The 24,260-nt window shown below is 45.6% G+C and carries 24 protein-coding genes and 1 other RNA gene; 12 read left to right on the top strand and 13 right to left on the bottom strand.

Annotated features, from left to right (window positions below):
• The first annotated feature begins 3 nt into the window (after positions 1-3).
• The 3 genes from MHI48_RS10360 to MHI48_RS10370 all read left to right on the top strand — a co-directional run bounded on the left by MHI48_RS10360 (position 4) and on the right by MHI48_RS10370 (position 3,676).
• Positions 4-582 (top strand): TetR/AcrR family transcriptional regulator, encoded by a 579-nt coding sequence (locus MHI48_RS10360; RefSeq protein WP_036609680.1) that lies wholly within the window; start codon positions 4-6, stop codon positions 580-582.
• 60 nt (positions 583-642) lie between these two features.
• Positions 643-2,574 carry an ABC-F family ATP-binding cassette domain-containing protein gene (locus MHI48_RS10365; RefSeq protein WP_076326950.1) on the top strand — a complete coding sequence of 644 codons (1,932 nt, stop codon included), beginning with the start codon at positions 643-645 and terminating at the stop codon, positions 2,572-2,574.
• 163 nt (positions 2,575-2,737) lie between these two features.
• Positions 2,738-3,676 (top strand): hypothetical protein, encoded by a 939-nt coding sequence (locus MHI48_RS10370; protein ID WP_036670128.1) that lies wholly within the window; start codon positions 2,738-2,740, stop codon positions 3,674-3,676.
• A gap of 121 nt (positions 3,677-3,797) precedes the next feature.
• Here MHI48_RS10370 and MHI48_RS10375 read toward each other — a convergent pair whose 3' ends face one another.
• The 5 genes from MHI48_RS10375 to MHI48_RS10395 form a co-directional block, all read right to left on the bottom strand.
• Complete coding sequence (locus tag MHI48_RS10375) at positions 3,798-4,838, bottom strand: M42 family metallopeptidase (RefSeq protein WP_076326949.1); 1,041 nt, start codon at positions 4,836-4,838, stop codon at positions 3,798-3,800.
• Positions 4,839-4,951: 113 nt separating this feature from the next.
• Positions 4,952-5,332: a lipopolysaccharide assembly LapA domain-containing protein gene (locus tag MHI48_RS10380; RefSeq protein WP_047842377.1), complete on the bottom strand. Its 381-nt coding sequence runs from the start codon at positions 5,330-5,332 to the stop codon at positions 4,952-4,954.
• Positions 5,333-5,464: 132 nt separating this feature from the next.
• Positions 5,465-7,255 (bottom strand): oligoendopeptidase F, encoded by a 1,791-nt coding sequence (pepF, locus tag MHI48_RS10385; protein ID WP_036609671.1) that lies wholly within the window; start codon positions 7,253-7,255, stop codon positions 5,465-5,467.
• Positions 7,256-7,468: 213 nt separating this feature from the next.
• Positions 7,469-7,654 (bottom strand): hypothetical protein, encoded by a 186-nt coding sequence (locus MHI48_RS10390; RefSeq protein WP_036609669.1) that lies wholly within the window; start codon positions 7,652-7,654, stop codon positions 7,469-7,471.
• 3 nt (positions 7,655-7,657) lie between these two features.
• Entirely contained in the window at positions 7,658-7,891 is a 234-nt protein-coding gene (locus MHI48_RS10395) for a hypothetical protein (protein ID WP_017689395.1), read from the bottom strand.
• 162 nt (positions 7,892-8,053) lie between these two features.
• On the opposite strand from MHI48_RS10395, the gene MHI48_RS10400 reads away from it, so the two are divergent.
• Positions 8,054-8,251 (top strand): cold shock domain-containing protein, encoded by a 198-nt coding sequence (locus MHI48_RS10400; RefSeq protein WP_076326948.1) that lies wholly within the window; start codon positions 8,054-8,056, stop codon positions 8,249-8,251.
• Between the two features lie 155 nt (positions 8,252-8,406).
• Here MHI48_RS10400 and MHI48_RS10405 read toward each other — a convergent pair whose 3' ends face one another.
• Together MHI48_RS10405 and MHI48_RS10410 are read right to left on the bottom strand one after the other, a co-directional pair.
• Positions 8,407-9,579: an MFS transporter gene (locus MHI48_RS10405; RefSeq protein WP_047842379.1), complete on the bottom strand. Its 1,173-nt coding sequence runs from the start codon at positions 9,577-9,579 to the stop codon at positions 8,407-8,409.
• A gap of 40 nt (positions 9,580-9,619) precedes the next feature.
• Positions 9,620-10,960 carry a multi antimicrobial extrusion protein MatE gene (locus MHI48_RS10410; RefSeq protein WP_076326946.1) on the bottom strand — a complete coding sequence of 447 codons (1,341 nt, stop codon included), beginning with the start codon at positions 10,958-10,960 and terminating at the stop codon, positions 9,620-9,622.
• A gap of 179 nt (positions 10,961-11,139) precedes the next feature.
• Here MHI48_RS10410 and MHI48_RS10415 point away from each other — a divergent pair, with 179 nt between their 5' ends.
• Positions 11,140-12,219 carry a tetraprenyl-beta-curcumene synthase family protein gene (locus MHI48_RS10415; RefSeq protein WP_017689390.1) on the top strand — a complete coding sequence of 360 codons (1,080 nt, stop codon included), beginning with the start codon at positions 11,140-11,142 and terminating at the stop codon, positions 12,217-12,219.
• Positions 12,220-12,272: 53 nt separating this feature from the next.
• Complete coding sequence (gene pfkA, locus MHI48_RS10420) at positions 12,273-13,244, top strand: 6-phosphofructokinase (protein ID WP_036609663.1); 972 nt, start codon at positions 12,273-12,275, stop codon at positions 13,242-13,244.
• Between the two features lie 83 nt (positions 13,245-13,327).
• Here the strand turns inward: pfkA and MHI48_RS10425 are convergent, their stop codons facing one another.
• The 4 genes from MHI48_RS10425 to MHI48_RS10440 form a co-directional block, all read right to left on the bottom strand.
• A complete protein-coding gene (locus MHI48_RS10425) occupies positions 13,328-14,680 on the bottom strand; it encodes an MATE family efflux transporter (protein ID WP_076327384.1) in 1,353 nt (450 codons plus the stop codon).
• Between the two features lie 205 nt (positions 14,681-14,885).
• Positions 14,886-16,067 (bottom strand): putative glycoside hydrolase, encoded by a 1,182-nt coding sequence (locus MHI48_RS10430; RefSeq protein ID WP_076326945.1) that lies wholly within the window; start codon positions 16,065-16,067, stop codon positions 14,886-14,888.
• 163 nt (positions 16,068-16,230) lie between these two features.
• A complete protein-coding gene (locus tag MHI48_RS10435) occupies positions 16,231-16,419 on the bottom strand; it encodes a hypothetical protein (RefSeq protein ID WP_029880762.1) in 189 nt (62 codons plus the stop codon).
• 174 nt (positions 16,420-16,593) lie between these two features.
• Complete coding sequence (locus MHI48_RS10440; RefSeq protein WP_036609659.1) at positions 16,594-17,415, bottom strand: YitT family protein; 822 nt, start codon at positions 17,413-17,415, stop codon at positions 16,594-16,596.
• Between the two features lie 305 nt (positions 17,416-17,720).
• Between MHI48_RS10440 and MHI48_RS10445 the strand changes: the two genes are divergently transcribed.
• From MHI48_RS10445 to MHI48_RS10460, 4 genes are all read left to right on the top strand, one after another.
• On the top strand, positions 17,721-19,316 hold the full coding sequence (locus MHI48_RS10445) for a DEAD/DEAH box helicase (protein ID WP_047842381.1): 1,596 nt from the start codon (positions 17,721-17,723) through the stop codon (positions 19,314-19,316).
• A gap of 218 nt (positions 19,317-19,534) precedes the next feature.
• A complete protein-coding gene (locus MHI48_RS10450) occupies positions 19,535-20,347 on the top strand; it encodes a YesL family protein (RefSeq protein WP_076326944.1) in 813 nt (270 codons plus the stop codon).
• A 51-nt stretch (positions 20,348-20,398) separates the two neighbouring features.
• Positions 20,399-20,590: non-coding RNA, 6S RNA (gene ssrS, locus MHI48_RS10455), on the top strand.
• A gap of 182 nt (positions 20,591-20,772) precedes the next feature.
• The gene (locus MHI48_RS10460) at positions 20,773-21,165 is read left to right on the top strand and encodes a DUF1499 domain-containing protein (protein ID WP_017689382.1); all 393 of its coding nucleotides are present in this window, start codon (positions 20,773-20,775) and stop codon (positions 21,163-21,165) included.
• 72 nt (positions 21,166-21,237) lie between these two features.
• Here the strand turns inward: MHI48_RS10460 and tpx are convergent, their stop codons facing one another.
• Positions 21,238-21,756: a thiol peroxidase gene (gene tpx / locus MHI48_RS10465; RefSeq protein ID WP_036609653.1), complete on the bottom strand. Its 519-nt coding sequence runs from the start codon at positions 21,754-21,756 to the stop codon at positions 21,238-21,240.
• A 148-nt stretch (positions 21,757-21,904) separates the two neighbouring features.
• Here tpx and MHI48_RS10470 point away from each other — a divergent pair, with 148 nt between their 5' ends.
• Positions 21,905-22,531 carry a rhomboid family intramembrane serine protease gene (locus MHI48_RS10470; protein WP_036670140.1) on the top strand — a complete coding sequence of 209 codons (627 nt, stop codon included), beginning with the start codon at positions 21,905-21,907 and terminating at the stop codon, positions 22,529-22,531.
• A gap of 69 nt (positions 22,532-22,600) precedes the next feature.
• On the top strand, positions 22,601-23,512 hold the full coding sequence (locus MHI48_RS10475) for a LysR family transcriptional regulator (protein ID WP_036609648.1): 912 nt from the start codon (positions 22,601-22,603) through the stop codon (positions 23,510-23,512).
• 44 nt (positions 23,513-23,556) lie between these two features.
• Here MHI48_RS10475 and MHI48_RS10480 read toward each other — a convergent pair whose 3' ends face one another.
• Positions 23,557-24,237 carry a zinc metallopeptidase gene (locus tag MHI48_RS10480; RefSeq protein WP_036609646.1) on the bottom strand — a complete coding sequence of 227 codons (681 nt, stop codon included), beginning with the start codon at positions 24,235-24,237 and terminating at the stop codon, positions 23,557-23,559.
• Positions 24,238-24,260: the final 23 nt, after the last annotated feature.

Consider the following 24,260-nt stretch of genomic DNA (forward strand, 5'->3'; position numbering starts at 1 on the left):
ATTTTGAGCACTGTACAGGGAGACAAATCGGAGGCTATTTTGGATGCGGCCTATGGTATTTTTGGCTCGAAAGGTTTTTATGAGACCAAAATGTCTGATATTGCAGACGAAGCCGGCATCGCAAAAGGCACCATTTATTTATATTTCAAAAGCAAGGAACAATTATTTATCGCAGTATCCAAGCGGGATTGTAACAGTTTTATCAGCCGTCTTGAATATGCTTTGAACTCGTATGAGAACACAGGTGATAAACTTGGAGCAATAGCCAAGACCCACCTTACGTATTATTATGAGCGTCGCAATCATACCAAGCTCTTTTTTATGGCACCCAATAATGATCCGGATCTGATGAAATTCATGAAGGCATTCATGAATCAATACATGAGTATGGTGTGTGAGGTATTGGAAAGTGCAAGTGTACCTGAGCCTGTATTGCTCGCTGAAGCCTATATTGGAATTCTGGACCGGCTGAAGATGGATATCATGTTGAATCCGGAGTTTAATGAGGAACATCTGAACAAACGAATTGCTTTTGCAGCAGCATTGTTTCTGGACGGATGCCGTTCTTTTTTACAAGTTTAAAGTAAGTGCGCGGATGTACGTAATATTGAATTTTAATTCACAGAGAAGTGGGTACGAGCAATGAACATAATGACGGTAGAGCAAATTGCAAAAAGTTATGGCGAAAAAATATTGTTCAAGGATGCTTCATTTGGTATGGCTGATCAGGACAAGATTGGTGTCGTTGGGGTAAATGGAACCGGTAAATCCACGTTTTTGCGTGTGATTTCTGGTATGGAACCCGCAGATGCGGGACAGATCTCGATCGGTAATGACGTACGTATTCAGTTCCTGGCACAGAATCCGGACTTCAATCCGGATAATACGGTACTGCAACAAGTATTCGAAGGTGACAGCATGGAAATGAAAACCGTGCGTGAATATACGGAAACGATGGAATTATTGGAACTGAATTCGTCCGATCCAGCGTTGCAAGAGCGGTTATTACGTTTGAATCAGCAAATGGAGCAGCTTCAGCTCTGGCAGATGGAGAGCGAAGCGAAGAGCATTTTGTCCAAATTGGGTATTCGTCAATTCGATGCACTGATGGGCACATTGTCTGGTGGACAACGCAAAAGGGTAGCACTCGCTGCTGCGCTGATTCACCCTTGTGAACTGCTCATTCTGGATGAGCCGACGAACCATATTGATAATGATTCGGTCGTTTGGTTGGAGCAGTACTTGCAGAAGCGCCGCGGCGCACTGCTTATGATTACGCATGATCGGTATTTCCTGGATCGTGTGGCGAATGTCATGCTGGAATTGGATCATGGACGTTTGTTCCGATACGAAGCGAACTATACACGTTTCCTGGAACTTAAGGCGGAGCGCGAAGAACGGGAAGCTTCTTCGGAACAGAAGCGTAAGAACTTGCTTCGGACGGAGCTTGCATGGATTCGTCGTGGTGCCAAGGCTCGGACGACGAAACAAAAAGCGAGAATTGATCGCTTCGAACAACTCAAAGACCAACAAGGAGTCCAGCGCTCGGGTTCATTGGAAGTATCCGTTGGCTCCACTCGTTTGGGTAAAAAGATTCTGGAGATCGAGCATCTTTCCAAATCCGTGGGTGGCCGCACGCTGATCGAAGATCTGAGTTATATTGCCGTACCTGGAGATCGGGTAGGGATTGTCGGACCGAACGGTAGTGGTAAGTCCACGTTGCTTCAGATGATATCTGGCAAGCTGGAACCTGATGCAGGTGTGGTTGACGTTGGTCCTACGGTCAATCTGGGTTATTTCACACAGGAACATCAGGAGATGGACGAATCTCTTCGTGTGATTGAGTACATCAAGGAAGTGGCCGAGAATGTGAAAACAGCTGATGGCTCTCTGATTACAGCATCCCAGATGCTGGAGCGGTTCCTGTTTACTCCGGCATCCCAGTGGACGCCAATCTCCCGTCTTTCTGGTGGAGAGAAGCGTCGTCTGTATCTGCTGCGTGTGCTGATGGCTGCGCCGAATGTATTGCTGCTGGATGAGCCGACGAATGATCTGGACATCCAGACACTCGCTGTACTGGAAGACTACCTGGATGATTTCCCCGGTGTTGTCTTTGTCGTATCCCATGATCGCTATTTCCTTGATCGTACTGTGGATAAAGTATTGTCTTTTGAGGGCAACGGTGCTGTACGTGTACACGTCGGCGACTACAGTGAATATGCGGAATGGATGCTGAAAAATGCACCCGGAGTTACTCAAGAGAGTGACACAGGAGCGGCGAAGGTGAAGCAGTCATCGGAGAAAACGACTCCTGCTGTGTCAGCGGCTAAACCGAAGTTGAAATTCAGCTTCAAAGAGCAACGTGAATACGACCAGATTGATGAAAATATTGAGAAGGCTGAAGCCAATCTTGTCCGGATTAACAAAGAGATGGAAGAGTCGTTTAGTGATTCTGCCCGTCTGCAGGAGTTGATGGCGGAGCAGGTTGGGGCTGAACGTCATCTGGATGAATTGATGGAACGCTGGACCGTTCTGAATGAACTTGCAGAGCAGATTGAACAGAGCAAGTCTTGATTTATAACTAACCATCGCCCTTTTTTCCTTCGTGACATTATGTCGCATAGGTAGAGAGGGCGATTTTTTTGTCTGCGAATTTGCGGTTTTATGTGAAACGTTCTGTATGTTCATTACGTTGTATAAGTAAAGAATTCCATAGAAGGGAGAGAACACCACACTTATGTATAAGGAAATTAATCAACAGTTGGCAGCGCTCAAGGAAAAGGGGAGAATTTACGAGAAATGGACCAAACGTCTGGAGAAGCTTCAAACGGAGGAAAGCGAATGGGAAGCTAAGGTAAAACGTCGTCTGGAGCATCTCCAGAAGGAGCAGAAGGACGTTGATCGACTGAACAGTATGACATTGTCGGCATTTTTCTATCAACTGATTGGCAAGAAGACAGAGCGTCTGGAGAAGGAAGAGCTGGAACTCATGGAGAGCAAGGCTGCATACGACACCGCTTGTCGCATGTTACAAGACGTACAGGAGCAACGAATTCATGTGGAGCAGGAGTTAGAGGGCGGGCGGCAGTATCAGTACTGGCAGAGCGATTACAACGCGCTGTGGGGGAAGAAGGAAGGTCGACTGCTGGACCAGGATGCGGAATTGCAACAGATGGCTGAGAATCGGGAACATCTGGCGAGTGAGCTTCAGGAACTGGATGAAGCTTTCCGGGAGGGGGAATACCTGCTCTATGCCCTTGAACGTGCCGAGAAGGCTTTGGCTTCGGCAGGTAATTGGGGTGTATATGACATGATGGGTGGTGGGGTCATCTCCACACATATCAAGCGAGGACGAATGGATGACGCTCAGGTCGCCATCATGGATGCAGGTAAGCGTCTACGACGTTTTCAGAAGGAACTGGAGGATGTAGAGATGGCAGTACATGCGGATCTGCATCTGGGGGGTCTGCTTTCATTCGCAGACTATTTCTTCGATAACCTCTTCGTGGACTGGATGGTTCAAGACAAAATTCGTAAAGCCGAACGTCAGGTGAAGGATGGACTGAGCGCGGTTCGGAAAACCATGCATGTGTTAAGAAATGAAATGCGTGACCATAAGGCAGAGTTAGAGATATTGGATCGTAAGTATCATGCATATGTCGAACAGGCAGATTAAAAGATATGACAACAAAGGCCCCTTCCAAGCACACTGAATTGTTGTGCTTGGAAGGGGCCTTTTTGATTAGACAAGACATATGAATGTCACCATGATGATTTCGTAGAAAAATGATTCTGTTTTACTTGGTTGTAATGTAGGCTGCGAGCAATCGTGCCGTATTCAGTACAGCATCCTTATGCGTACGCTCCATGGAATGAGATGCGTGAACCCCCGGACCGATCAGTGCTGCTCGGATATTGTTTCCTCCGCGTAATGCTGCACTGCCATCTGAGCCATAGTGGGGATAAATGTCTATGACGTAATCCATCCCATCCTGTTTGGCCAGTTCAATGAGACGACTGGTCATATCGTAGTCATACGGGCCAGAAGAATCTTTGGCACATATGGAAACGTCGGTTTCTTTACAGCTCAGGTCATCGCCCATGGCTCCCATGTCTACAGCGATCATTTCACTGATTTCCGCAGGGATATACGATGCGCCATGTCCAACTTCTTCATAGTTCGAGATAAGCAGAGAGACGTTATGTAATGGTTGCCAACCTTCACGATGTGCAGACTCAAGGATGCCAAAGAGGGCAGCTACGCTGGCTTTGTCGTCCAGATGACGTGATTTGATATAACCACTCGGCGTGATGACTGCGCGAGCATCAAAGGAGATAAAGTCGCCGACAGAGATCCCGAGTTTCAACACATCTTCCTTGGAGGAGACAACTTCATCGATTCGAACTTCCATATGGCTCTCGGACCGTTCAAAGGTACGTGCATCCGGATAAACGTGGACAGATGGATGAAGGGAGAGAATGGTGCCTGTGTATGTCTTTCCATCCCGAGTATGGATGCTGCAATATTCGTTTTCAATACTTTGCATCGAAAAGCCACCGACAGAGGTAAGCTTCAATGTGCCATAGGATGTAACCGAGCGTACCATGGCCCCTAGCGTATCCACGTGAGCGCTTAAAGCAATTGTCTTGGAAGAGTCCTGTCCGGGCAATGTAAGCACCGCACCGCCCTTGTTATTCAGCTCACAGGCGATGCCCAGTGCTGCTGCTTCCTTCCGGATCATCTCGATAATATGATGTGTGTAACCACTTGGGCTTGGTGTGTCCAGCAATTTTTTCAGGAAAGACAGAACGTATGATTCATCAATTGTAAAACTCATTGTGTAATTTCCTCCTCGGATCATGGGTATGGTGTGAAACAAAATACAGCCTGTCTGGGGGAGAGAATGTGATACTACCATTCCTGACTCGCCAGCAGGCTGTCTCTGATTGGTTACAGTGTTCCCGTAGGGTTTCCTTTGCGCTGACTCTGGATCGAATCATTCTCCAATAGGCTGTCGGATTCATTTGAGTCAAGCGAATCCATCGATTTGAAAGAATCCAACGTAGATTTGCTTGTCGCGGAGCTTTCCAATTCAGATACACGCAATTTCAATTGTTTATTCTCACGTTGCAGTCTGTATTGGCGATAGATGCCATATGACCCTACAATAATTCCACCGATCAGGGTACAGCCGAGAATCAGCAAGATCAGCGGGATTTGTACCGTGTTAAATAACAGGTTGACTTGTACGGAATCCACATTAATGACCGCAAAGATTCCCGTGAGCAGTGCAAAAACAAGACCTGCTATGAGTGCCCATTGCATTTTCATGGTGTTGCCTCCTTGTTGAACAATTGAGAACTAGATATGCATTACCCATATTCGGGTATGTTGCATCTTGCAATGATTATAAAATCCCCTGCCCAAACGGGCAAGGGATGCAGGTCACATGGGAAGACAACCTTATTTGGTTAGCTGCTCCATCTGTTCAATCAATTCCTTGAACACACTCATAGCTTCACGAATTGGCTGTGGTGTAGACATATCCACACCTGCTTTTTTCAGAATGTTGATGGAGTAATCACTGCCACCACTCTTCAGGAAGCCAAGATAACGGTCAACAGCCGGTTGGCCTTCTTCCAGGATTTGCTTGGAAAAGCTTGTTGCTGCGGAGAAGCCTGTAGCATATTTGTAAACGTAAAAGCTGTTATAGAAGTGGGGAATACGAGCCCATTCCATTTCAATTTCTTTGTCAACAGCCATGCCTTCTCCGTGATATTTAACGTTCAGATCATAATAGATCTCGGATAACAATTGTGGTGTTAATGCGTCACCTTGTTCCGCACGTTCATGAATGATTTTCTCGAATTCAGCAAACATGGTCTGACGGAATACCGTTGTACGGAATTGGTCGGCATAATAGGTCAACAGATACAATTTTTCCTTTGGATCTGTTGATTTGTTAAGCAGATAATCCATCAGCAACGCTTCGTTGGTTGTGGATGCAACCTCAGCCAGGAAGATGGTGTACTGGGCATCACGATACGGAAGTGTTGTATCCGAGTAATGTGAATGCAGAGCGTGACCCATTTCATGTGCGAGTGTGAACATGCTGTTCAGGTTATCTTTGTGATTCAACAAGACATACGGGTGAGTGCCGTAAGCGCCCCAGGCATATGCGCCTGAACGTTTATTTTCATTCTCATATATATCGATCCAACGGTTATCATATCCAGTCTGCAATGCGTCAGCATAGTCCTTGCCGAGTGGTTTCAGACCGTCTTTAACCGTTTGTTTCGCTTCCTCATAGGTAATATCCATTTTGTATTCGTCTACGAGTGGAGCGAACAGATCGTACATGTGCAATTGATCCACACCCAGCAACTTTTTGCGCAGGTCCATATAACGATGCAATAACGGAAGGCTCTCGTGAATGGTGTCTACCAGATTGGTATACACATCCGTTGGGATGTTATCTCCATATAGGGACATTTCCATCACGGAAGGGTACTTCCGAACATTAGCATAGAACATATTTTTGGTTACATTTGCATTCAGGGCAGCCGCAATTGTGTTCTTCTGTTTGGCATAGGTTTCGTATACCGCTTTGAAGGCACGTTCGCGAACTTCACGGTTAGGGTTCTCCAGGAACTGAATGTAGCTGCCGTGTGTCAGTTCAACTTCGTTACCATGTTCATCCTTGATTCTTGGAAACTTGAGATCGGCGTTATTCAGCATGCTGAAGATTGTCTGTGGTGCTTGTGAAAGGTTGCCTACCTGTGCAAGCAAAGCCTCTTCTGCTTGGCTAAGAACGTGGGCTTTTTCGCGTTTCATCTCTTCCAGCGTAAATGTATAAGCAGAGAGTTTTTCGTTTGCAATAAATGCGTCCAATTGATCATCGGGCAGGGAAAGAATCTCCGGTGTGACAAAAGAAAGTGCTTCACCAACCCGTACGCCTAATTTCTGGGCTTTTTGGGACAGGTTTTGATATGTAGGATTTGCTGTGTCTTCATCTTGATGCATACGTGCGTACACAAAGAGGCGTTCTATTTTGAGGCTGATCTCATCTTCGAATTCGAAGCAAGATTTGAGTACATCGGGTTGATTCAGTTTGCCTTGGAATTCGGAGGCCTTCTTGGTCAAAGACGATACTTCTTCATATTCTTGATCCCAGGCTTTCTGATCGGCAAATAAATCTTCCAGTTTCCAGCTATGTTCAGCCGGCACCTCGGAACGTTTCAATAATTGACTCATGGAAATCCTCCTTTGATGATCTGATGAATGTATGGACGAAGCTGCCTTCGTCTCGCTTGCCTGTGCGGAGAGAGACGAAGGAATCAGACTAAGTACCAGGATAACAGATAGCGATTTCTGGTATTTCAACGGCCTTCCTCCTTACGATACGAATAATCTCGTATAGTATGACCTTAGGCACGTTGAAATATTTGAGCATCTGGGTCCCCGTGATTAGGCTCCCATGTTATACAGAAAATAAACGATCAGGAAAAAGGCGAAACAAATGAGCAGGGTAGCAATAAGCGCCATTCCCCGTCTCAGTCGATCCGGGATGGAATTGCGACCCAGAATAAGCACAATACCAAGGGAGAAGGCAAGGATAATAAAGATGACGACATTGCTTGAGTCAAGCTGCATGGGTTAGACCCCTTTGAAGGCAGCCATCAATTGACGCCATTCATCCTCACGGTTCTCAAAATCTGCTTTTGGAAAACGGCGTTCAGCCCAGTGCATTAATGCAGGACGGCTAAGGAAAGTATGGCATTCTTCGCCCCACTCTTCCGAAATTTCTCGCAGTACGAGATATTTGCCTTGAACTTCTACGGTCATCATATTCCACTTGTCTGTTTTGTATATTTCATGTTTTTTTATCATAGGTAGTCTCCAAACTAACGGTTTTGGTAAAATGATACCGTACCCTACGATTCAAAGCAAATTTTTTCGACATTTATGGAAAGATAAATTGCAAAATGGAAGCCCATACAGTATAATAAGGGTATTCGCCATAGATGGCGATATTTTTAGGAGGTTTTTCATTTGAAAGGTACAGTTAAATGGTTTAACGCAGAAAAAGGCTATGGCTTTATTTCACTTGAAGGCGGCGAGGACGTATTCGTACATTTCTCCGCAATCCAAGGAGATGGCTTCAAAACATTGGAAGAAGGTCAAGCGGTAGAATTCGAAATCACTGATGGAAACCGTGGTCCTCAAGCAGCTAACGTAAACAAACTGTAAGAATTTATCCGGTTAACGGACTTCTTATATATTATAAATTTATAGCTGAATATTAAGAACCTAAGCACAGTCCCCCATGGGAGGCTGTGCTTTTTTTGATTCTAAAATTTTCAGTGTAAATAACGGTAGAATACGATGTAAGTTTCCCTGTGTGTTCAGGAGACACGATTGGTCATGCTGGACCATAACTTTAATCCGAAACCGATTAGTGCAGCCAGGGAGAAAGCCATAGCGGTGAGATAGAAGGTTTGTCTGCCTGCATGTTCCAGCAGCAGTCCGCCCAACGTTCCACTAAGAAGTCCCGAAGCACTGGACCAGACAATGGTGAACAAGGCCATACCTGTAGCTCTGTAGCCGTCCGGAACTAGGCGAATGATGTAGCGGACCGCCGTAACGTAAAAAATACCGAAGGTAACACTGTGCATCGTCTGAATTGCAACAACGGCTGCAGGTGTATCGGATATGGACATGAGAAGCAAACGAACCGTATACATCAGTGCAGCAAAAGCAATTAGCGGCAGTTCTTTATAACGGTTTCCATACTTGCTGAGCAGTAGAAATATGGGGATTTCACTTACGGAAGAGATCAGCAAAGACCAGCCGATCAGCCCCTCGCTGGCACCCAGATCTTTTAGCGTGATGGTAAGAAATGCTTCGTTCATGCGATGTCCCATGGCAAGCAAAAATACACAGCCAAAAAAGGTGAGCACATCTCTGCGTTTCAAAATAGCCCATAACCCCGATAGATCCATTTTGCTACTGCTTCCCGAAGGTTGATCCTTCAATTGAAAACCGATCAATAGTGTAGTTGCAGCAAGACCAACGCAGACCCAAATCGTCCATGCTGGACCAAAAGATCCAAGGAAATACCCGATACTTAATGCAAAGAAGGCATAACCGATCGATCCGAAGACTCGAATGGAAGTGAAATTTCGGCCGTACTTGCTGGCCGTTGTAATAGCCATCGTATCGGAGAGTGGATAGACCGGATAATAGAAAAAGTAAAACAGGGTCACGAGTACAAATACCTGACCGAAAGTTGTTGCATTGGCGAGCATGATCCCTGTGATCAATTGACCACCAAGCAGAATGATCATCACTTTGCGTACCGTTTGGTAGCGGTCGCTGGCCATGCTCCAGAACATATTGGAGAACACAGAGATGAGGGGGCCAATTCCGTAGAGATATCCAATCTCAGCTCGACTGAAGCCCAGATGACTGAAGTAAAGCTGGAAGTAGGATACCACCAGAACGGTGGAACCAAAGATGGTGAACATGAGAGCCCGCAGCCAGTTCTGATCCGGGCGGGCGTTGTGACTTAATTTCATGATGAGAGACTCCAATCCTGATAACAATTCAATGATTTTATTACCCTTTCAGGGATGTTGATTTACGGACTTTCGGCACGGACATCGTAGGTTCTTGCTTCGTGCGTCGGATAACAAGCCAGACAATGATGAGTTCGGCGAGCAGGCCAAGGGATTGGGCAACAGCGCCAATCATGCCGTTCCACGCAGGAAAAATACTAACCAGTATAAGCAGCACAATTACCGTGCAGATTGCATTCGCCGTTTGCGAACGAAACATCGTTTTTGTCTGACCGCGAAGCAGAATGAGGCCATTGCTGAAATCCAGAAAAGGGAAGATCAGCGGAAATAAGACGAACGCACGCAGTGTCCACAGACTTTGTTGCAACAGTTCGCCCTGAACGCTCATGACATTTTCGAGTACCCATGGTCCTAAGGGGGTATAGGCAATCGACACCATCATCGCAAACGGAATAAATCCGGTGACAAGTGCGAATTTTCGTACCAGTTTGGCGTCTACAAGGTAGAAATTCAGCACGATCTGATGGATGTATGTAAAGAAGCTTAGCATCAACTGCATCAGACTGCTTGCTATGGCAAAGGATGAAATGGCTAGTGCGATCCCGGTCGTTTTGCCAAGTACGATGTTAATAACCGGTCCTATGAACAGCGCTACAAAGCTGGATAACAGAAGCGGCTTATAAAAGCGAAATACGTCTCCCTTGCTCTCGACGGGATGATCCTCAAGCTTGGCTGGCATCTTGCGCTTGATGCTGTTACCCTCCAGAAAGCTGACAAGCGCTTCAATCATCATGCCAGTAGCAAAAATGATAGCGCCTACACGTCCACTGTTAATGCTGTCTGTATATATGAAATAGAGGGAAAGGCCGTACATACCGGCTAAACGGAATACCATCCCGATGGTTAACCACTTGGTGCGGTTATTCGTAATAATGATCCCCTGATAGATGTTGCGGATCACTGAAAAGATACTTACATACATGAGAATTTCATATACGTCGATGACTTTGTTCAGCAGATCCGGACTTACACCAAACAAGTATTTGAACACCCCGGTACCAACGGGAGAGTATACGATAAGAAACCCAATGAGAAGCACACAGGCAAGAAATATTTTGGTCACAAACGTGAGGGCCTGAAAGGAAAGGCGATCGCGGACCAGTGCGGAACAGGTTTGCCGCAGCAGGGTGGAGGGGCGTTCCGTGAGGGTTAACAAGCTACCGGCGATGGCATAGCTGGCAATAACCGTCTCGGGATGAGCGGAACGTGCTAATGTGCTGTTTATGATGACGTGAGAAATGGTGACGAGAGAGGCGGAAATGCCAAGTGGCACAAAAAAAGAAAATAACCGTCTCCACGAAAGTGATTCACTTGACGACATGTCAACGACTCCTTTGATGGATGAAATATGCCTAGTATATCACAAAGCTTTGGGCGCGGATGCGATTTTTTATGCGGAATATGCGGCAGATCATTTGTACAATTAAGGGGATCATATTATAATAGGAATGGTTAAAAATCGCTCTAATACGTATTCAACCAAGTGGAGGCACATTTATTTTGAGCCAATCAAATCGAAAACGTCATCAATATCCGCGTGGACCGCTGGCATTGATGAGAGGGGTGTACAAATACACCATTCCGGAAACACGGAAGGCACTGAATGGATGGCGTGCTCAAGCTGAGGCGATTCCGAATGAGGAATTGCGTACACAGGCACTTGCCAGTCTGAAGGATAAACAGTTTCACTGTGAAGGCGGAACCGTCTACGCATTAGCTGATTTGCCAAACAGACACATTCTGATTCCGCTGATCGTTTCATATCAAACTATTAGTGATTATTTGGACAATCTGTGCGACCGCAGCACGTCGATGGACCCGGATGACTTTCGTCTTCTCCATCAATCCATGCTTGATGCGGTAGATCCCGAAGCAATTCCCGTCAATTATTATGCCCTCCGTGAGGAGCAGGATGACGGCGGATATCTGCGGAATCTGGTGACCACATGTCAGGAACTGACCCGTCAGTTACCAGGCTATACGTCCGCCAAGCCCCAAATTCAGGATCTGGCAGGCCTATACACGGACCTGCAGGTATATAAGCATATCAAGCCGGAACTGAGAGAAACGGCACTGCTCGAATGGTGGTCGGAGCATCGCCATCGCACACCTCAGTTTCGTTGGAACGAATTTGCTGCTGCAACTGGCTCTACACTGGGCGTTTTCATGCTGTTTCTGGCTGCGAGTGACGATCAGTTGACTGAAGAGCAAGCGGCCTCGATCCACACGGCCTATTTCCCACATGTATGCGCATTGCACATTATGCTCGATTATTTAATTGATCAGGATGAGGACCGCATCGGGGGAGATCTCAACTTCTGCAACTATTATGAGAATGTGGAGACAATGCTGGACCGAATTGCTTTTATTGTGGAGATGGCACGCAGCGATGTGCAGAAGATTCCGGGAAGCTCCTTTCACCGGATGATCATCGAAGGACTGATTGCCATTTACCTGTCTGATCCCAAAGTCAGCGAACAACAGGAAGTTCGCGTTGTATCCAAACGTCTGCTGAAAAATAGTCCGATCACAAGAATATTTTTCTTCATTTTCAGTCGCTGGATACGGAAAAATATGTAAGTCAGGTGTGATATTGCGGAGCCTGAAGTGAAACTAGAGGAGGAAGAAACATCATGACAGCAGTAAAGAAAATCGCAGTATTAACGAGCGGTGGTGATTCACAGGGGATGAACGCGGCTGTTCGTGCGGTTGTTCGCAGCGGACTGTTTCACGGTCTCGAAGTATTTGGAGTTCAACGTGGATACCAGGGTCTTTTGAATAATGACATTTTCCCAATGGATTTGCGGAGTGTAGGAGATATCATCCAACGTGGGGGAACGGTTCTTCAATCGGCACGTTGCAAGGAGTTCTATACCGCTGAAGGTCAGCAAAAAGGTGCGGACATTCTGCGTGCGCGTGGCATTGACGGTCTGGTTGTTATCGGTGGGGATGGTTCCTACAACGGAGCAAACAAACTGAGCAAGCTGGGCATTAACACCATGGGTCTGCCAGGAACGATTGATAACGATGTTTCATTCACCGACTATACCATCGGATTTGATACAGCTGTAAGCATAGTAGTTGATGCAGTAAACAAATTACGTGATACGATGTCTTCACACGAACGTTCTTCCATCGTTGAAGTTATGGGTCGTCACTGTGGGGATATCGCTCTGCATGCCGGACTTGCTTCGGGTGCTGAAACGATTCTTGTCCCAGAAGTTCCATTTGATATGGACGAAGTAGCAGATCGGATGAAAGCTAACTTTGCACATGGCAAACGTCACAGTATTATCATCGTTGCAGAAGGCGTAGGCAAAGGTGAGGATGTAGCAAAAGAACTGATGGAACGTTGCCCAACGTATGAGCCACGTGTAACCGTTCTAGGTCACATTCAGCGTGGGGGTACGCCAACACCTTTCGACCGTAACCTGGCAAGCCGTCTTGGCGACTTCGCTGTTCGCAGTCTGATTGCAGGCGAGACAGACAAAGGTTGTGGCATTATCAAGGGTGAACTTACCCTGACGGATATTGATAAAGTGGTTAACACAAAAAAAGATTTCGATATGGTGACTTACGAGCTTGCACAACGTTTGTCCCAATAATTCGATTCATACGCAAAGAGCACAATCCCGCTTTAACGTGGATTGTGCTCTTTTTGTTGTTTCACGGAGTGAGTATATCAATGTTACGCCTTGCGGAGTGCGGCTTGTTTTTGTACCAGGAAGAGTCTCCAGAGAAGCGCTGTTGCTCCTACGGCAAGGCCGGCAATAAGCCCGATCCAGTATCCGAAGGCGCCGAGTGAAGTATACGTAGCTGTTAGGTAACCTACAGGCAGACCAATAATCCAATACGCTATGAACGTAATGATCAATGCCGGATTAACATCTTTGTAGCCACGCAATGCTCCTTGGGTCGGTGTAGCAATCGCATCCGAGATCTGAAAGAAAATGGCGTAGATGAGGAAATGCTGCGTAAGTGCAATGACCTCTCGATCGTTCGAATACACGCCTGCAATCTGTTCGCCGAACACAATCAACACGATCGCTGTCAGCAGTGAGAGCCCGATGGCTCCACCAATTCCAAGCAGACTGTATTGTCTGGCATCTCTCAGACGCCCCGCACCTGCCTCAAAGCCCACAAGGATCGTAAGAGCCATACATATGCTCACAGGCAGCATGTAGAGCGTAGAAGCGAAATTCAGCGCCGCCTGGTGGGCAGCAATTGTTGTGGTATCGAAACGGCTCATCATTAAAGTCACAGCAGCGAAGATGGACGTTTCGAAAAAAGTCGCGAATCCGATGGGCACTCCAATCTTGAGTAACTCTTTCCATTTGGACAATGAGACACGGGTCCATTGACGGAAAATGCCATACTGGGCGAAAGGTTCGACCCGATGGACAAAAAAGAGACTAATAAGAAAGATCAGCCAGTATGTACATGCTGTAGCAACACCAGCACCAACACCGCCTAATTGTGGAAAACCCCAGCGGCCGAATATTAGCAGATAATTTAGAAAGATGTTAACGGGCAGGGAAACTAACGTAATAAACATCGTAGTCCGTGTCTGGCCAAGTGCATCCATGAAGCTGCGCAGCACTGTATATCCGAAGAGTGGGATAATGCCAAAAGCAAGTGCGCACAAAAAATAGAAGGCAACTTGGGCAACTCGGGGTTCCAGAGGCATTCCGTTCAGTATAGGGCCAAGTAACAACGCCCCGGCTCCGATAACGACGAGACTGACTGCGATCCCGAGATACAGCGCCTGGATGACGTTATACCCGATCTGATCATTACGTTTGGAACCTAACAGATGGGAAACGACAGGTGTAATACCGATCAGAATCCCGTTTAGTCCAGTTTGAACTGGCATCCATAGACTTGTGCCGATTGCGACGCCTGCAAGGTCGGCCGGAGAAAACTTGCCTGACATATTCGTGTCGAAGAACGACATGGCAGAGAGGGCGATTTGAGTGGTGAAGATGGGCAAAAATATAATCAGGAATTGCTTCACTTTTTGGGAAAAACTTGTTGTGTTCATGTTCACTGGCAGTGCCTCGCTATTCTAAAGAGATGTCATCCAAGTGTCATATCTGGACAGCTATTTATTGTAGTGGATTTTGTTCAATTTGAATAGGGACAGAAGCAGAGTAGGGGGTGAACAGAGAAAAATGAACACCAAAAAACCTCGCTCCGCTTCAAGCAGAACGAGGTTGGATGAAATGAGAAGTATGAAAGAGTGCGGATTACTTATAATGTACACCTGATGTATAACGGTTGGACGCATTCCAGAGCAGATATTCATGTACATCCATGTCTTTCATTGCTCTAATCTGGTCTTCCACTTGTTTCTTGCCATACTTGACATAGTGTCCACTGCCCAGCCAGCTTGCTGTGAAGTCCTGGATCCACGGACGAATGACGGGTTTGAGTTCTTTGGTAGGGTCTAGTTTCTTGTGTGTATCTTCCATTGAACCCTTGATGGTTGTGTAAGGATCTTTGTCAGGATCCTTGACCCCATACCAGCCAGTTGAATAGTGACTCGGATATACCATCGGTGAGATGACGTCCACATTTTCGGATATTTTAACAAAATCCTGTCCAATGCCTTCAGCCGCAGGTACAGAAGCGGCATAACCGAAAATATCAACCGAGACACGAACACCTAGCGGGGCCAACTCCTTGCGTGCATATTGCACGAATTCAGCCACAACATCGACGCGTGACTTGTCAGATTTGGTATATTTCAGTACATCGGCTCGAGTTTCGAAACCTTCCGGGAAACGAACGTAGTCAAATTGAATCTCTTTAAATCCAAGCTTGGCAGCTTCCTTTGCAATCTCAATGTTATAGTCCCATACTTCCTTGCTGTACGGATTCACAAAGCTGTCGCCTTTGCCATTTGCCCATACAGATCCATCCTTGTTGCGGAAGGAGAGCTCCGGATTTTTCTTGGCAAGAATCGTATCTTTGAATACAACGACACGTGCAATCGGGTAGACCTCATGTTTTTGCAATCGTTTCATCAAGGCATCGATATCCCGGATAAAAGGTTGCGATTTACCCATTTTCTGAAGCGCTTTGTTTTCTGTGGGATAAGTTATGTATCCGAGATCGTCTTTGATATCAATGACCATGGCATTCAGTTCTGTACTGTCGGTCAGTTCCAGCAATTCTTTCATACGTGCACCGCCGGCACTGTAGGCCGTTACATAGATACCTTTGACCACGGGTGCATCAGGTTGAGGATCAATTTTGGCAGGTGGGTTATCGGCATCAATAACAACCTGATCTTTTTGAGATTGGATAATTGCGGTGTTAAAACTGTTGGTTAACGATTGGAATTGAGGGGTTCCCTGGTCCGCCACTGCGGGGGCACCACCAAAGCTTCCAAAGGCCATAGCCATTAAAGCCCAAAACATGTTCATTCATTTCCACTCCCTTATGTGTGCATTCCATGTATGAATTATACATTAAAGCCTCTGGGCTTTTAACCATATTAATCAAGTAATGAAACACATGGAAAAAATGAAAACCGCTTCCTGCTGAGGAAATCCCCTGCAAGAAGCGGCGTGATCAATCTGAAAAAAATTATTGAATGTAAATCTCATTTTGATGCTCACAAATACTGTACTGAATGATTTCCATGGCGTCTCCCTGTTCCAGGATGCCCAGCCCATCCCGGAGGACAATCAGTGAGTCGAGTTCATTCGGTTTCAAGAAAGGGAGCATTTCCGGGCACCATCTGTTGACAATCTCAAACAGTTTTACCGTTTCCATATCCACAATAATCACCCTTTCCTACTCGAATTCCAAAATGGTAAGTCATTCGGCGCGATTCGGGAAAGCATATGGCCTGTGAAATTGAAGGGTTGAACCTGCTATACAACATATTTAGGAGCCGTACACCGTTATTATACCACAATGTTGTGAATTGTTAACCGTACAGGTGTCTCAACTTCTGCGAAAAGAACCCATAACACCAACCGTTTCCACAATGTTAACAAAAGCGTTTGGATCTGTATCCTTGATAATACGTTTAATTTCAACCAACTCGTAGCGGGTGGTGACGGTCATGAGCATGTCCTTCTCAATATCCGTGTAGGCTCCCTGAGTCTTAATTTTGGTAACTCCACGAGGCCGAACAAGTAATTTTTTTAACATGGCTTCGGTTTCGTTTGTAATAATGTACAGTGTTACTTTGACGTGACTGATATGGATCAGATCAAGCACTTTACCTGTAATGTAGATGGATACCATCGAGGCCAAGGCTGTATTCCAATTGTCACTCAGGTATCCTGCAAGCATAATGATCGTACCGTTCATGCCGGCCATCACTGTACCAATCGGAAAGTCTCGTTTACGCGTGAAAATGGACCCAACAATGTCGAGTCCTCCTGTGGAGCCGCCGACTCGGAAGGAAACGCCAGTACCCATTCCAATAAGCACACCGCCAAATACAGAACTAAGTAAAGGGTCTGTAGCCACAGCAAAAACAGGCAGAAGCGCAATGAACCAGGAAGTGGCTGCTACCGAAAGAATACTTAATGTAATGAAGCGTCGTCCAAGAATAAACCAACCTGCAATGAGCAGGGGAATGTTAAGAACAAAATACATTATACTAAGATTCAACGTTGTAAAATAACCCAGAAGCATTGAAATACCGGACACCCCGCCGCTTAAAAGCTGATGGGGGACCAAAAACCAGTTGAAGCCGCAGGCAATAGCTGCAGCACCCAAAATGATCACTAAAGAGTGCCAAATTATTTTGGGCAATTTAATCACCTCATTTATATTTAAAACCAGATTGCTGGTAATCTTGAATTGTTTTGTGATATAATAATTTGTGGATATTCTTGAGTAGGAAACTTTTCCTAAATGGAGCAATAAAATTTTGAAATGTTTCAAACACATGTATGTAGTTTTAGTCTTATGTTGGGGACCCATTCATGGAATTATATTCGTTAGTGAAAATAATTCGTCCCGTTGGGATACCCTATAAATATTAACGCTACTTAAGAATACAGACAACAAAGTGGATTGTCCACCATGTCCACCATATAAAAGGAGCATGAATAATTTTGACAAATTTAAACTTTACAGATTTCAATCTTGAACCACTGGTGCTGCAAGCCATCACTGAGCTCGGGTTTGAAGAAGCAACACCGATCCAATCCAAAGCGATTCCTTTGGCACTCGAAGGCAGAGATTTGATTGGTCAAGCTCAAACAGGTACGGGTAAAACAGCTGCATTCGGTATTCCGTTGATCAGCAAAATCTCAAAAAGTGACGAGAAAATCCGCGCCCTTATTATGGCACCTACACGTGAACTTGCAATTCAAGTTGCTGAAGAGATCGAAAAACTTACTCGCTTCAAAGGTCTTCGCTCCCTGCCAATCTACGGCGGACAAGATATCGTGCGTCAAATCCGTGCACTGAAAAGAAAACCACAGATCATCATTGGTACACCTGGACGTCTCCTTGACCACATCAACCGCAAAACAATCAAACTAGATGATGTACAAACTGTTGTACTGGATGAAGCAGATGAAATGCTCGACATGGGTTTCATGGAGGATATCCAATCCATCCTGAAACAAGTTCCAGACGAGCGCCAAACTATGCTGTTCTCAGCAACAATGCCTCCTAACATTCAAAAATTGGCACAACAATTCTTGAACAATCCTGAACACATTTCTGTGATTCCGAAACATGTTAGTGCACCATTGATTGACCAATCCTATATCGAAGTACCTGAGCGTCAAAAATTCGAAGCATTGAGCCGTTTGTTGGATATGGAATCTCCTGAACTGGCGATCGTATTCGGACGTACAAAACGTCGTGTTGACGAATTGGCTGAAGCTTTGCAAAAACGTGGATATTCTGCAGACGGTCTTCATGGTGACTTGTCCCAGAATCAACGTGATGCGGTAATGCGTAAGTTCCGTGACGGCAGCATTGACGTACTCGTTGCAACAGACGTGGCTGCACGTGGTCTCGACGTATCTGGCGTAACTCACGTTGTTAACTTTGACCTTCCGCAAGATCCGGAGAGCTATGTTCACCGTATCGGTCGTACAGGTCGTGCGGGTAAAGAGGGTGCTGCTTGGTCCTTCGTTACACCGCGTGAGATAGATCACTTGCACTTCATCGAGCGTGTAACACGTCACCGTATTCCACGTAAACCACTGCCAACAATGGCAGAAGCGGTTGAAGGTAAACAACGTTTGACAGCAGAGCGCTTGCTGGAAATCGTACAATCAGGCGAACTGAACGAATACAAAGGTATTGCGATTCAAATGCTTGAGCAATATGATTCTGTTCAACTGTTGTCGGCTGCACTGAAGCTCCTGACAGGTGACAAGAAAGATGCTCAAGTTGATCTGACTCCTGAAGATCCAATCCGTGCAAAACGTCGTAAACCGGATGTTCGCTCTGGCGGACGTAAACCATCAGGTTACAGCGGTAACCGTACAAGTGGTAGCGGCGGCAGTGGTGGTGGTTACAACCGCGATCGCAACAGCAGTGGCAGCGGACGTGGCGGTTACAACCGTGATCGTAACAGCGGCAGCAGCACTGGCGGTGGAAGCAGAGAAGGTGGTTACAACCGTGACCGCAAACCGCGTCCAAGCAGTAACGAAGGACGTCGTCCAGCGAAAGATTCTTCTTTCGAATAATATAAACGTATGATCTGAAAAATGGAGCGGGCAACTGCTCCATTTTTTTATTTTCAAAGTGACTAAATCATTTTATTATACTGTTAGAAGCGGCCAGAAGCGCTAGCTAAGGACAATGACGATCTCTTTTCGGGAAGTACTGGCTTTTCCTATCTATAATAAGGTATATTAATATTAGACTTCAGGTAATTCGCAAGGCTGCAGAGGAGGAGAAATGTTTGGAATTTAAAGGAGCTATGGGTGGGATCTACCGGCTTACAGAGTGGATTACGAGACTGGCCGCAACCAATCTGTTGTGGGCTATTTGTTCGTCTCCGTTCTTGTTTTTCTTGATTATGAAACTGCTCGTGATGCAGCAGAACCTCGCAAACGAATCATTGCAAATGAACTGGGCTATAGCTATTGTGGCACCGCTTACACTGTTCCCGGCGACATCGGCGTTGTTTACGGTTGTTCGTAAATGGAATATGGGTGATACGGATGTACCGATCTTCCGTACTTTCTTTGTAGGTTACAAGGAAAACTACAAGCAAAGTTTAATTGGGGGTATTTTTTACACACTGCTATTCGCGATTATGTATCTGGATTATACAGTGTACATGACGCAGTTCCGCAATATGCAGCTCGTGGGAATCATCATGTTAGTACTGTTACTCTTGTTATTTGTATCACTCTTTAACTTTTTCTCGATGGTTGTACATTATCATATGTCCATCGGACTCATTATCAAAAACGCGGTATTGCTTACGCTGATCAGACCATTCCGTGTATTTTCCACATTGCTGGGAAGTGGATTGCTGTTCTACATCGGTTTCCGTTATCCGGTCTTGTTTGTTTTCTTCATTATCAGCATCATTGCCTGGTTTGCTTTCTTTAACTTCTACGCAACCTTCAACAAGATGCAGGAGCAGATGGAGAAGATGCAACTCAAGAAGGAAGAAGAGGAAGCTGCTGCACTGGCAGAACAATCAGCAGAGAATGGTGAAACATCTGAGCGATCAGACGACAAAAACATTACATTGCAAAAATAAAACATGATGAATCGCCATTTACTTTTTACACAGTTAGGGATATAATAATTGTACATCCTGCGATGTACGTTTCGGTTATTCGTTGTTTTGAACCAATGATGATGTCTTCGGGAGATCAACACAGAATGTTGCTGAAAAGCCCTGTCTATACGACATGGGGACTTCAAAAAGCATTTTTGCGGTCACCCACCTGCCAAGCAGGTTCATAAGACAATGTAGCCGGACGGCATAGGCGGGTTCCTAAATCTTCATGTACAGCACCCTGACTTTTCCTCTACAAAAGGAATTTCAGGGTGTTTTTAAGTTGTGATGAATGTTTTTGATTGGTTTTACGATAAATATGATGCTTGCCCTTTTGTTACTACTTGAACAATGTTACACTAAGATACATAAATGGAACGGTTACAATCAAAGGAGGAAGGGTCTTGACCTTAAAGAGAACGCTCGTCGGTATCATCCGCAGCATGGAGGGGACCAGCGATCGAGCCAAGGATCCCAAATTAAAAACACGGTATTATAACTTATCCAAAGACAGAGCCTGGGAAGAGGTCTCTTCGACACTCAAAAAGATTCCGGGTTATAAAGTGCTGCATGAAGTGCCTTCTGTTGGAGAAGTTATTCTGGAGAAGCGGACTACCTTTGGGCGGACGATGGATATTACAGTTTCCATTATCTCAGTAAGTCCTGTTCGCAGTGCGGTGGATATGTATTCAGCTTCACGTGGTTCACTTGGAGATTTGGGTTCCAATTATCGCACGATTATGAACTTATTCTCTGTACTGGATAAAAAGCTAAGCAAGTATAAAGCAAATGATTGAAATAGATGATAAATAACAAAAAGCGAGTGAAGGTTAACCTTCCTCGCTTTTGTTCTGAACGTATGATAACGTCTACAGCAAAGCTTTTACAGCAGCAATCGCTTGTTCGAAGTTAGGGGAGTCTGTCATTTCAGGCAAATACTCCACATATGTAATCCGGTCTTCGGCATCCAAAACAAAAATGGAGCGCATGTCGAGTTGGAATTCTTTGATCAGAACGCCGTAGTCTTCACCGAAAGAACGTGTTTTGTAGTCTGACAATGTAACTACGCGGTCAACACCAGCTGCTCCACACCAACGAGCCTGAGCAAACGGAAGGTCAACGCTTACTGTCAAGACAACAACATTGTCTCCGAGTTCTCCAGCTTCCACGTTGAAACGACGAGTTTGCGCATCGCATACGCCAGTATCCAGGGAAGGAACAACGCTGATTAATTTGATTTTGCCTGCGAAGTCTTTCAGGGAAGCGTCCTCAACCAGGTTCTTGCTCAGTGTAAAATCAGGTGCTTGATCGCCCACTTTCAGTTCGGGTCCGATCAATGTAATAGGGTTGCCTTTAAATGTGGCTGCGCCTGTACGTTCTTGTGTCATAATAATGTTCCTCCTTATAAATTGGTGATCCGTGCCAAAATCCATTATAATCTTTTATGAAAGGCATTGTCCAATTCGGGCATGTACCATTACGATGGATCAGAGATGTGAGTCCGATCTGAACAGGGTGGAGTGAAAGAAGAAATTTATGATATTTATTCGCTATGAGAACTGGAAAGGTTATTTGAAGTATTTCCCTTTGACGTCGCTTTTTTTAATTGCCAATGTAGTCATGTTTATTGTGTTAACGGTGAACGGTGGATCAACGAACAATATGGTGCTGCTGAAATTCGGGGCACTTACGAATCATGAACTGTTCGCGCATGAATGGTGGCGTTACATTACATCCATGTTCTTGCATGCGGGCTTCGGTCATTTATTGTTTAACAGCTTTGCGTTAATTGTATTTGCTCCACCGATGGAGCGGTTGCTCGGGTCGGTAAGGTATGGTGTATTGTACCTGGGTGGTGGTGTATTGGGTAATATTCTTGCTGTTGCGTGGTACAACTCGGTTGGGAGTATTACCATCTCGGTAGGTGCTTCAGGAGCGATCTATGCCGTCTACGGTGCATTCCTGTATGTAGCGCTGTTCCAGCGAACGATGATGGACGAGGCTTCGCGCAAAACGATGTACACATTGCTTTTGTTCGGGATCATATTCTCCTTCGCCATGTCAGGCATCAATTGGATGGCTCACCTTGGCGGATTGTTGGGTGGATTCTTTATTTACGGACTGTTGATCAGATTGTGGAAACCCCGCAGCTTAAAGCGGTAGTCAGAACGTTCTCAAGATGGAATACAGTCAAGGATAAGTAGGGTATAACAGATTGGAGCGATCAGGCGAGTGGAATTAAGACAGTTGCATTACTTTTTGAAAGTGGCACAGAAGGAACATGTAACACAGGCTGCTGAAGAGTTGCATGTGGCACAGTCGGCGGTGAGTCGTCAGATTCATCAGCTGGAAGAAGAACTGGGCGTGGACCTTTTTATGCAAAAGGGACGAAACCTGCAGTTGACTGCAGTGGGGCAGCTTTTTTGCAAACGAATTGAAGGTATATTAAAAGATTTGGACAAGGCAGTTGGTGAAGTTCATGAGTTTCTGGACCCGGAGCATGGAGAGATTCGAATTGGGTTTCCGCATAGCCTGGGGATTCATCTCATTCCTTCCGTGGTGGCTGCTTTCCGTCAGCGCTACCCCAACGTGAAATTCAGATTCAAGCAGGGGATGTTCCCTACGCTGATTCGTGATGTGTTATCCGGAGAGGTAGACTTGGCATTCATTTCTCCTTTTCCAGAAAAGCATGATCAAGTAGATGGCGATATTGTACTCACGGAAGAATTACATGCGATCCTTCCTCCTAATCACCCGTTAGCTGGTGAAGAGACAATTGCGCTTGAACAGCTCAAGGATGATAAATTTGTATTATTCAGCAAAGGTTATTCTCTTCGTCCTATTGTATGGCATGCTTGTCTGGAAGCTGGTTTTACACCCAAGATCGCTTTTGAAGGGGAAGAGACCGACACCATCCGCGGATTGGTCGCTGCGGGCATGGGGGTCAGTCTGCTACCTGAGATGGCGTTATTCCAGACGAATCCGTTGCAACCGGCACATGTGGCTATCTCCCATCCAAAAGTAACGCGAACTATCGGGTTAATTCATCGTGCGCATGATAAACTGCCGCTGGTTGCTCAGTCCTTTCGTTCATTCTTGCTTGATTATTTCGGTTTACAACAAAACAATACCCCATCCGATTAACGGTGGGGTATTGTTTTGTTGTTTTTGTTGTATTAAGTATCCAATTAATCGCGGCTGTTGAAGATTCCGATGTAACGAATCAACTCAAGCAGTGAAATCAACGCTGCAGCAACGTAAGTCAAGGCTGCGGCATTCAGAACTTTTGCAACACCTTTTTCTTCTTCATTACGGATGTACCCTTCGGATACCATAATCTCTCTAGCGCGATTACTTGCATTGAACTCAACCGGTAAAGTGATGAGTTGGAATGCTACAGTTACGGAGAAGAAGATGATACCGATACCTACAAGGTTCATGGCATTGAAGATGAATCCTGCAATTAACAGGAATGGAGCTAATCCGGATGCAAAGTTCACAATTGGGAAGATCCGGTGACGCAGTGCCAGCATCGGATAACTTTCTTTATGCTGAATGGCGTGGCCAACTTCGTGACACGCTACCGAAACAGCTGAGATTGAGTTTTCATAATATACTGGTTCTGATAAACGTACAACCCGATTGATCGGATCATAGTGATCAGAGAGCGTGCCGCGTACAGGTTCAATTGGAACATCATGCAGGCCGTTAGCATCAAGCATCTGGCGAGCGGCATCGTAACCAGTCATTCCGTTCTGGTTCGGTACCTCCGACCAACGTCTAAACGTACCTTTAACGCGAAATTGCGCCCATAAAGAGAGCAAAAAGGCGATAATGATCAATACGAACATACCGTTATTAAAACTCATATTCATTCCTCCGCTTTCTAAGA

This window comes from Paenibacillus sp. FSL H7-0942 (genome assembly GCF_045040715.1).
GTDB classification, from domain to species: Bacteria; Bacillota; Bacilli; order Paenibacillales; family Paenibacillaceae; genus Paenibacillus; species Paenibacillus amylolyticus.

What these genes read in the sequence shown, in the direction of transcription:
- MHI48_RS10470 (WP_036670140.1), top strand. Translation starts at nt 21,905, where the DNA reads ATGATATTTATTCGCTATGAGAACTGGAAAGGTTATTTGAAGTATTTC.
- MHI48_RS10375 (WP_076326949.1), bottom strand. Translation starts at nt 4,838, where the DNA reads ATGAGTTTTACAATTGATGAATCATACGTTCTGTCTTTCCTGAAAAAA.
- tpx (WP_036609653.1), bottom strand. Translation starts at nt 21,756, where the DNA reads ATGACACAAGAACGTACAGGCGCAGCCACATTTAAAGGCAACCCTATT.
- MHI48_RS10480 (WP_036609646.1), bottom strand. Translation starts at nt 24,237, where the DNA reads ATGAGTTTTAATAACGGTATGTTCGTATTGATCATTATCGCCTTTTTG.
- pepF (WP_036609671.1), bottom strand. Translation starts at nt 7,255, where the DNA reads ATGAGTCAATTATTGAAACGTTCCGAGGTGCCGGCTGAACATAGCTGG.
- pfkA (WP_036609663.1), top strand. Translation starts at nt 12,273, where the DNA reads ATGACAGCAGTAAAGAAAATCGCAGTATTAACGAGCGGTGGTGATTCA.
- MHI48_RS10435 (WP_029880762.1), bottom strand. Translation starts at nt 16,419, where the DNA reads ATGGAAACGGTAAAACTGTTTGAGATTGTCAACAGATGGTGCCCGGAA.
- MHI48_RS10395 (WP_017689395.1), bottom strand. Translation starts at nt 7,891, where the DNA reads ATGATAAAAAAACATGAAATATACAAAACAGACAAGTGGAATATGATG.
- MHI48_RS10365 (WP_076326950.1), top strand. Translation starts at nt 643, where the DNA reads ATGAACATAATGACGGTAGAGCAAATTGCAAAAAGTTATGGCGAAAAA.
- MHI48_RS10390 (WP_036609669.1), bottom strand. Translation starts at nt 7,654, where the DNA reads ATGCAGCTTGACTCAAGCAATGTCGTCATCTTTATTATCCTTGCCTTC.
- MHI48_RS10425 (WP_076327384.1), bottom strand. Translation starts at nt 14,680, where the DNA reads ATGAACACAACAAGTTTTTCCCAAAAAGTGAAGCAATTCCTGATTATA.
- MHI48_RS10405 (WP_047842379.1), bottom strand. Translation starts at nt 9,579, where the DNA reads ATGAAATTAAGTCACAACGCCCGCCCGGATCAGAACTGGCTGCGGGCT.
- MHI48_RS10430 (WP_076326945.1), bottom strand. Translation starts at nt 16,067, where the DNA reads ATGAACATGTTTTGGGCTTTAATGGCTATGGCCTTTGGAAGCTTTGGT.
- MHI48_RS10410 (WP_076326946.1), bottom strand. Translation starts at nt 10,960, where the DNA reads ATGTCGTCAAGTGAATCACTTTCGTGGAGACGGTTATTTTCTTTTTTT.
- MHI48_RS10370 (WP_036670128.1), top strand. Translation starts at nt 2,738, where the DNA reads ATGTATAAGGAAATTAATCAACAGTTGGCAGCGCTCAAGGAAAAGGGG.
- MHI48_RS10380 (WP_047842377.1), bottom strand. Translation starts at nt 5,332, where the DNA reads ATGAAAATGCAATGGGCACTCATAGCAGGTCTTGTTTTTGCACTGCTC.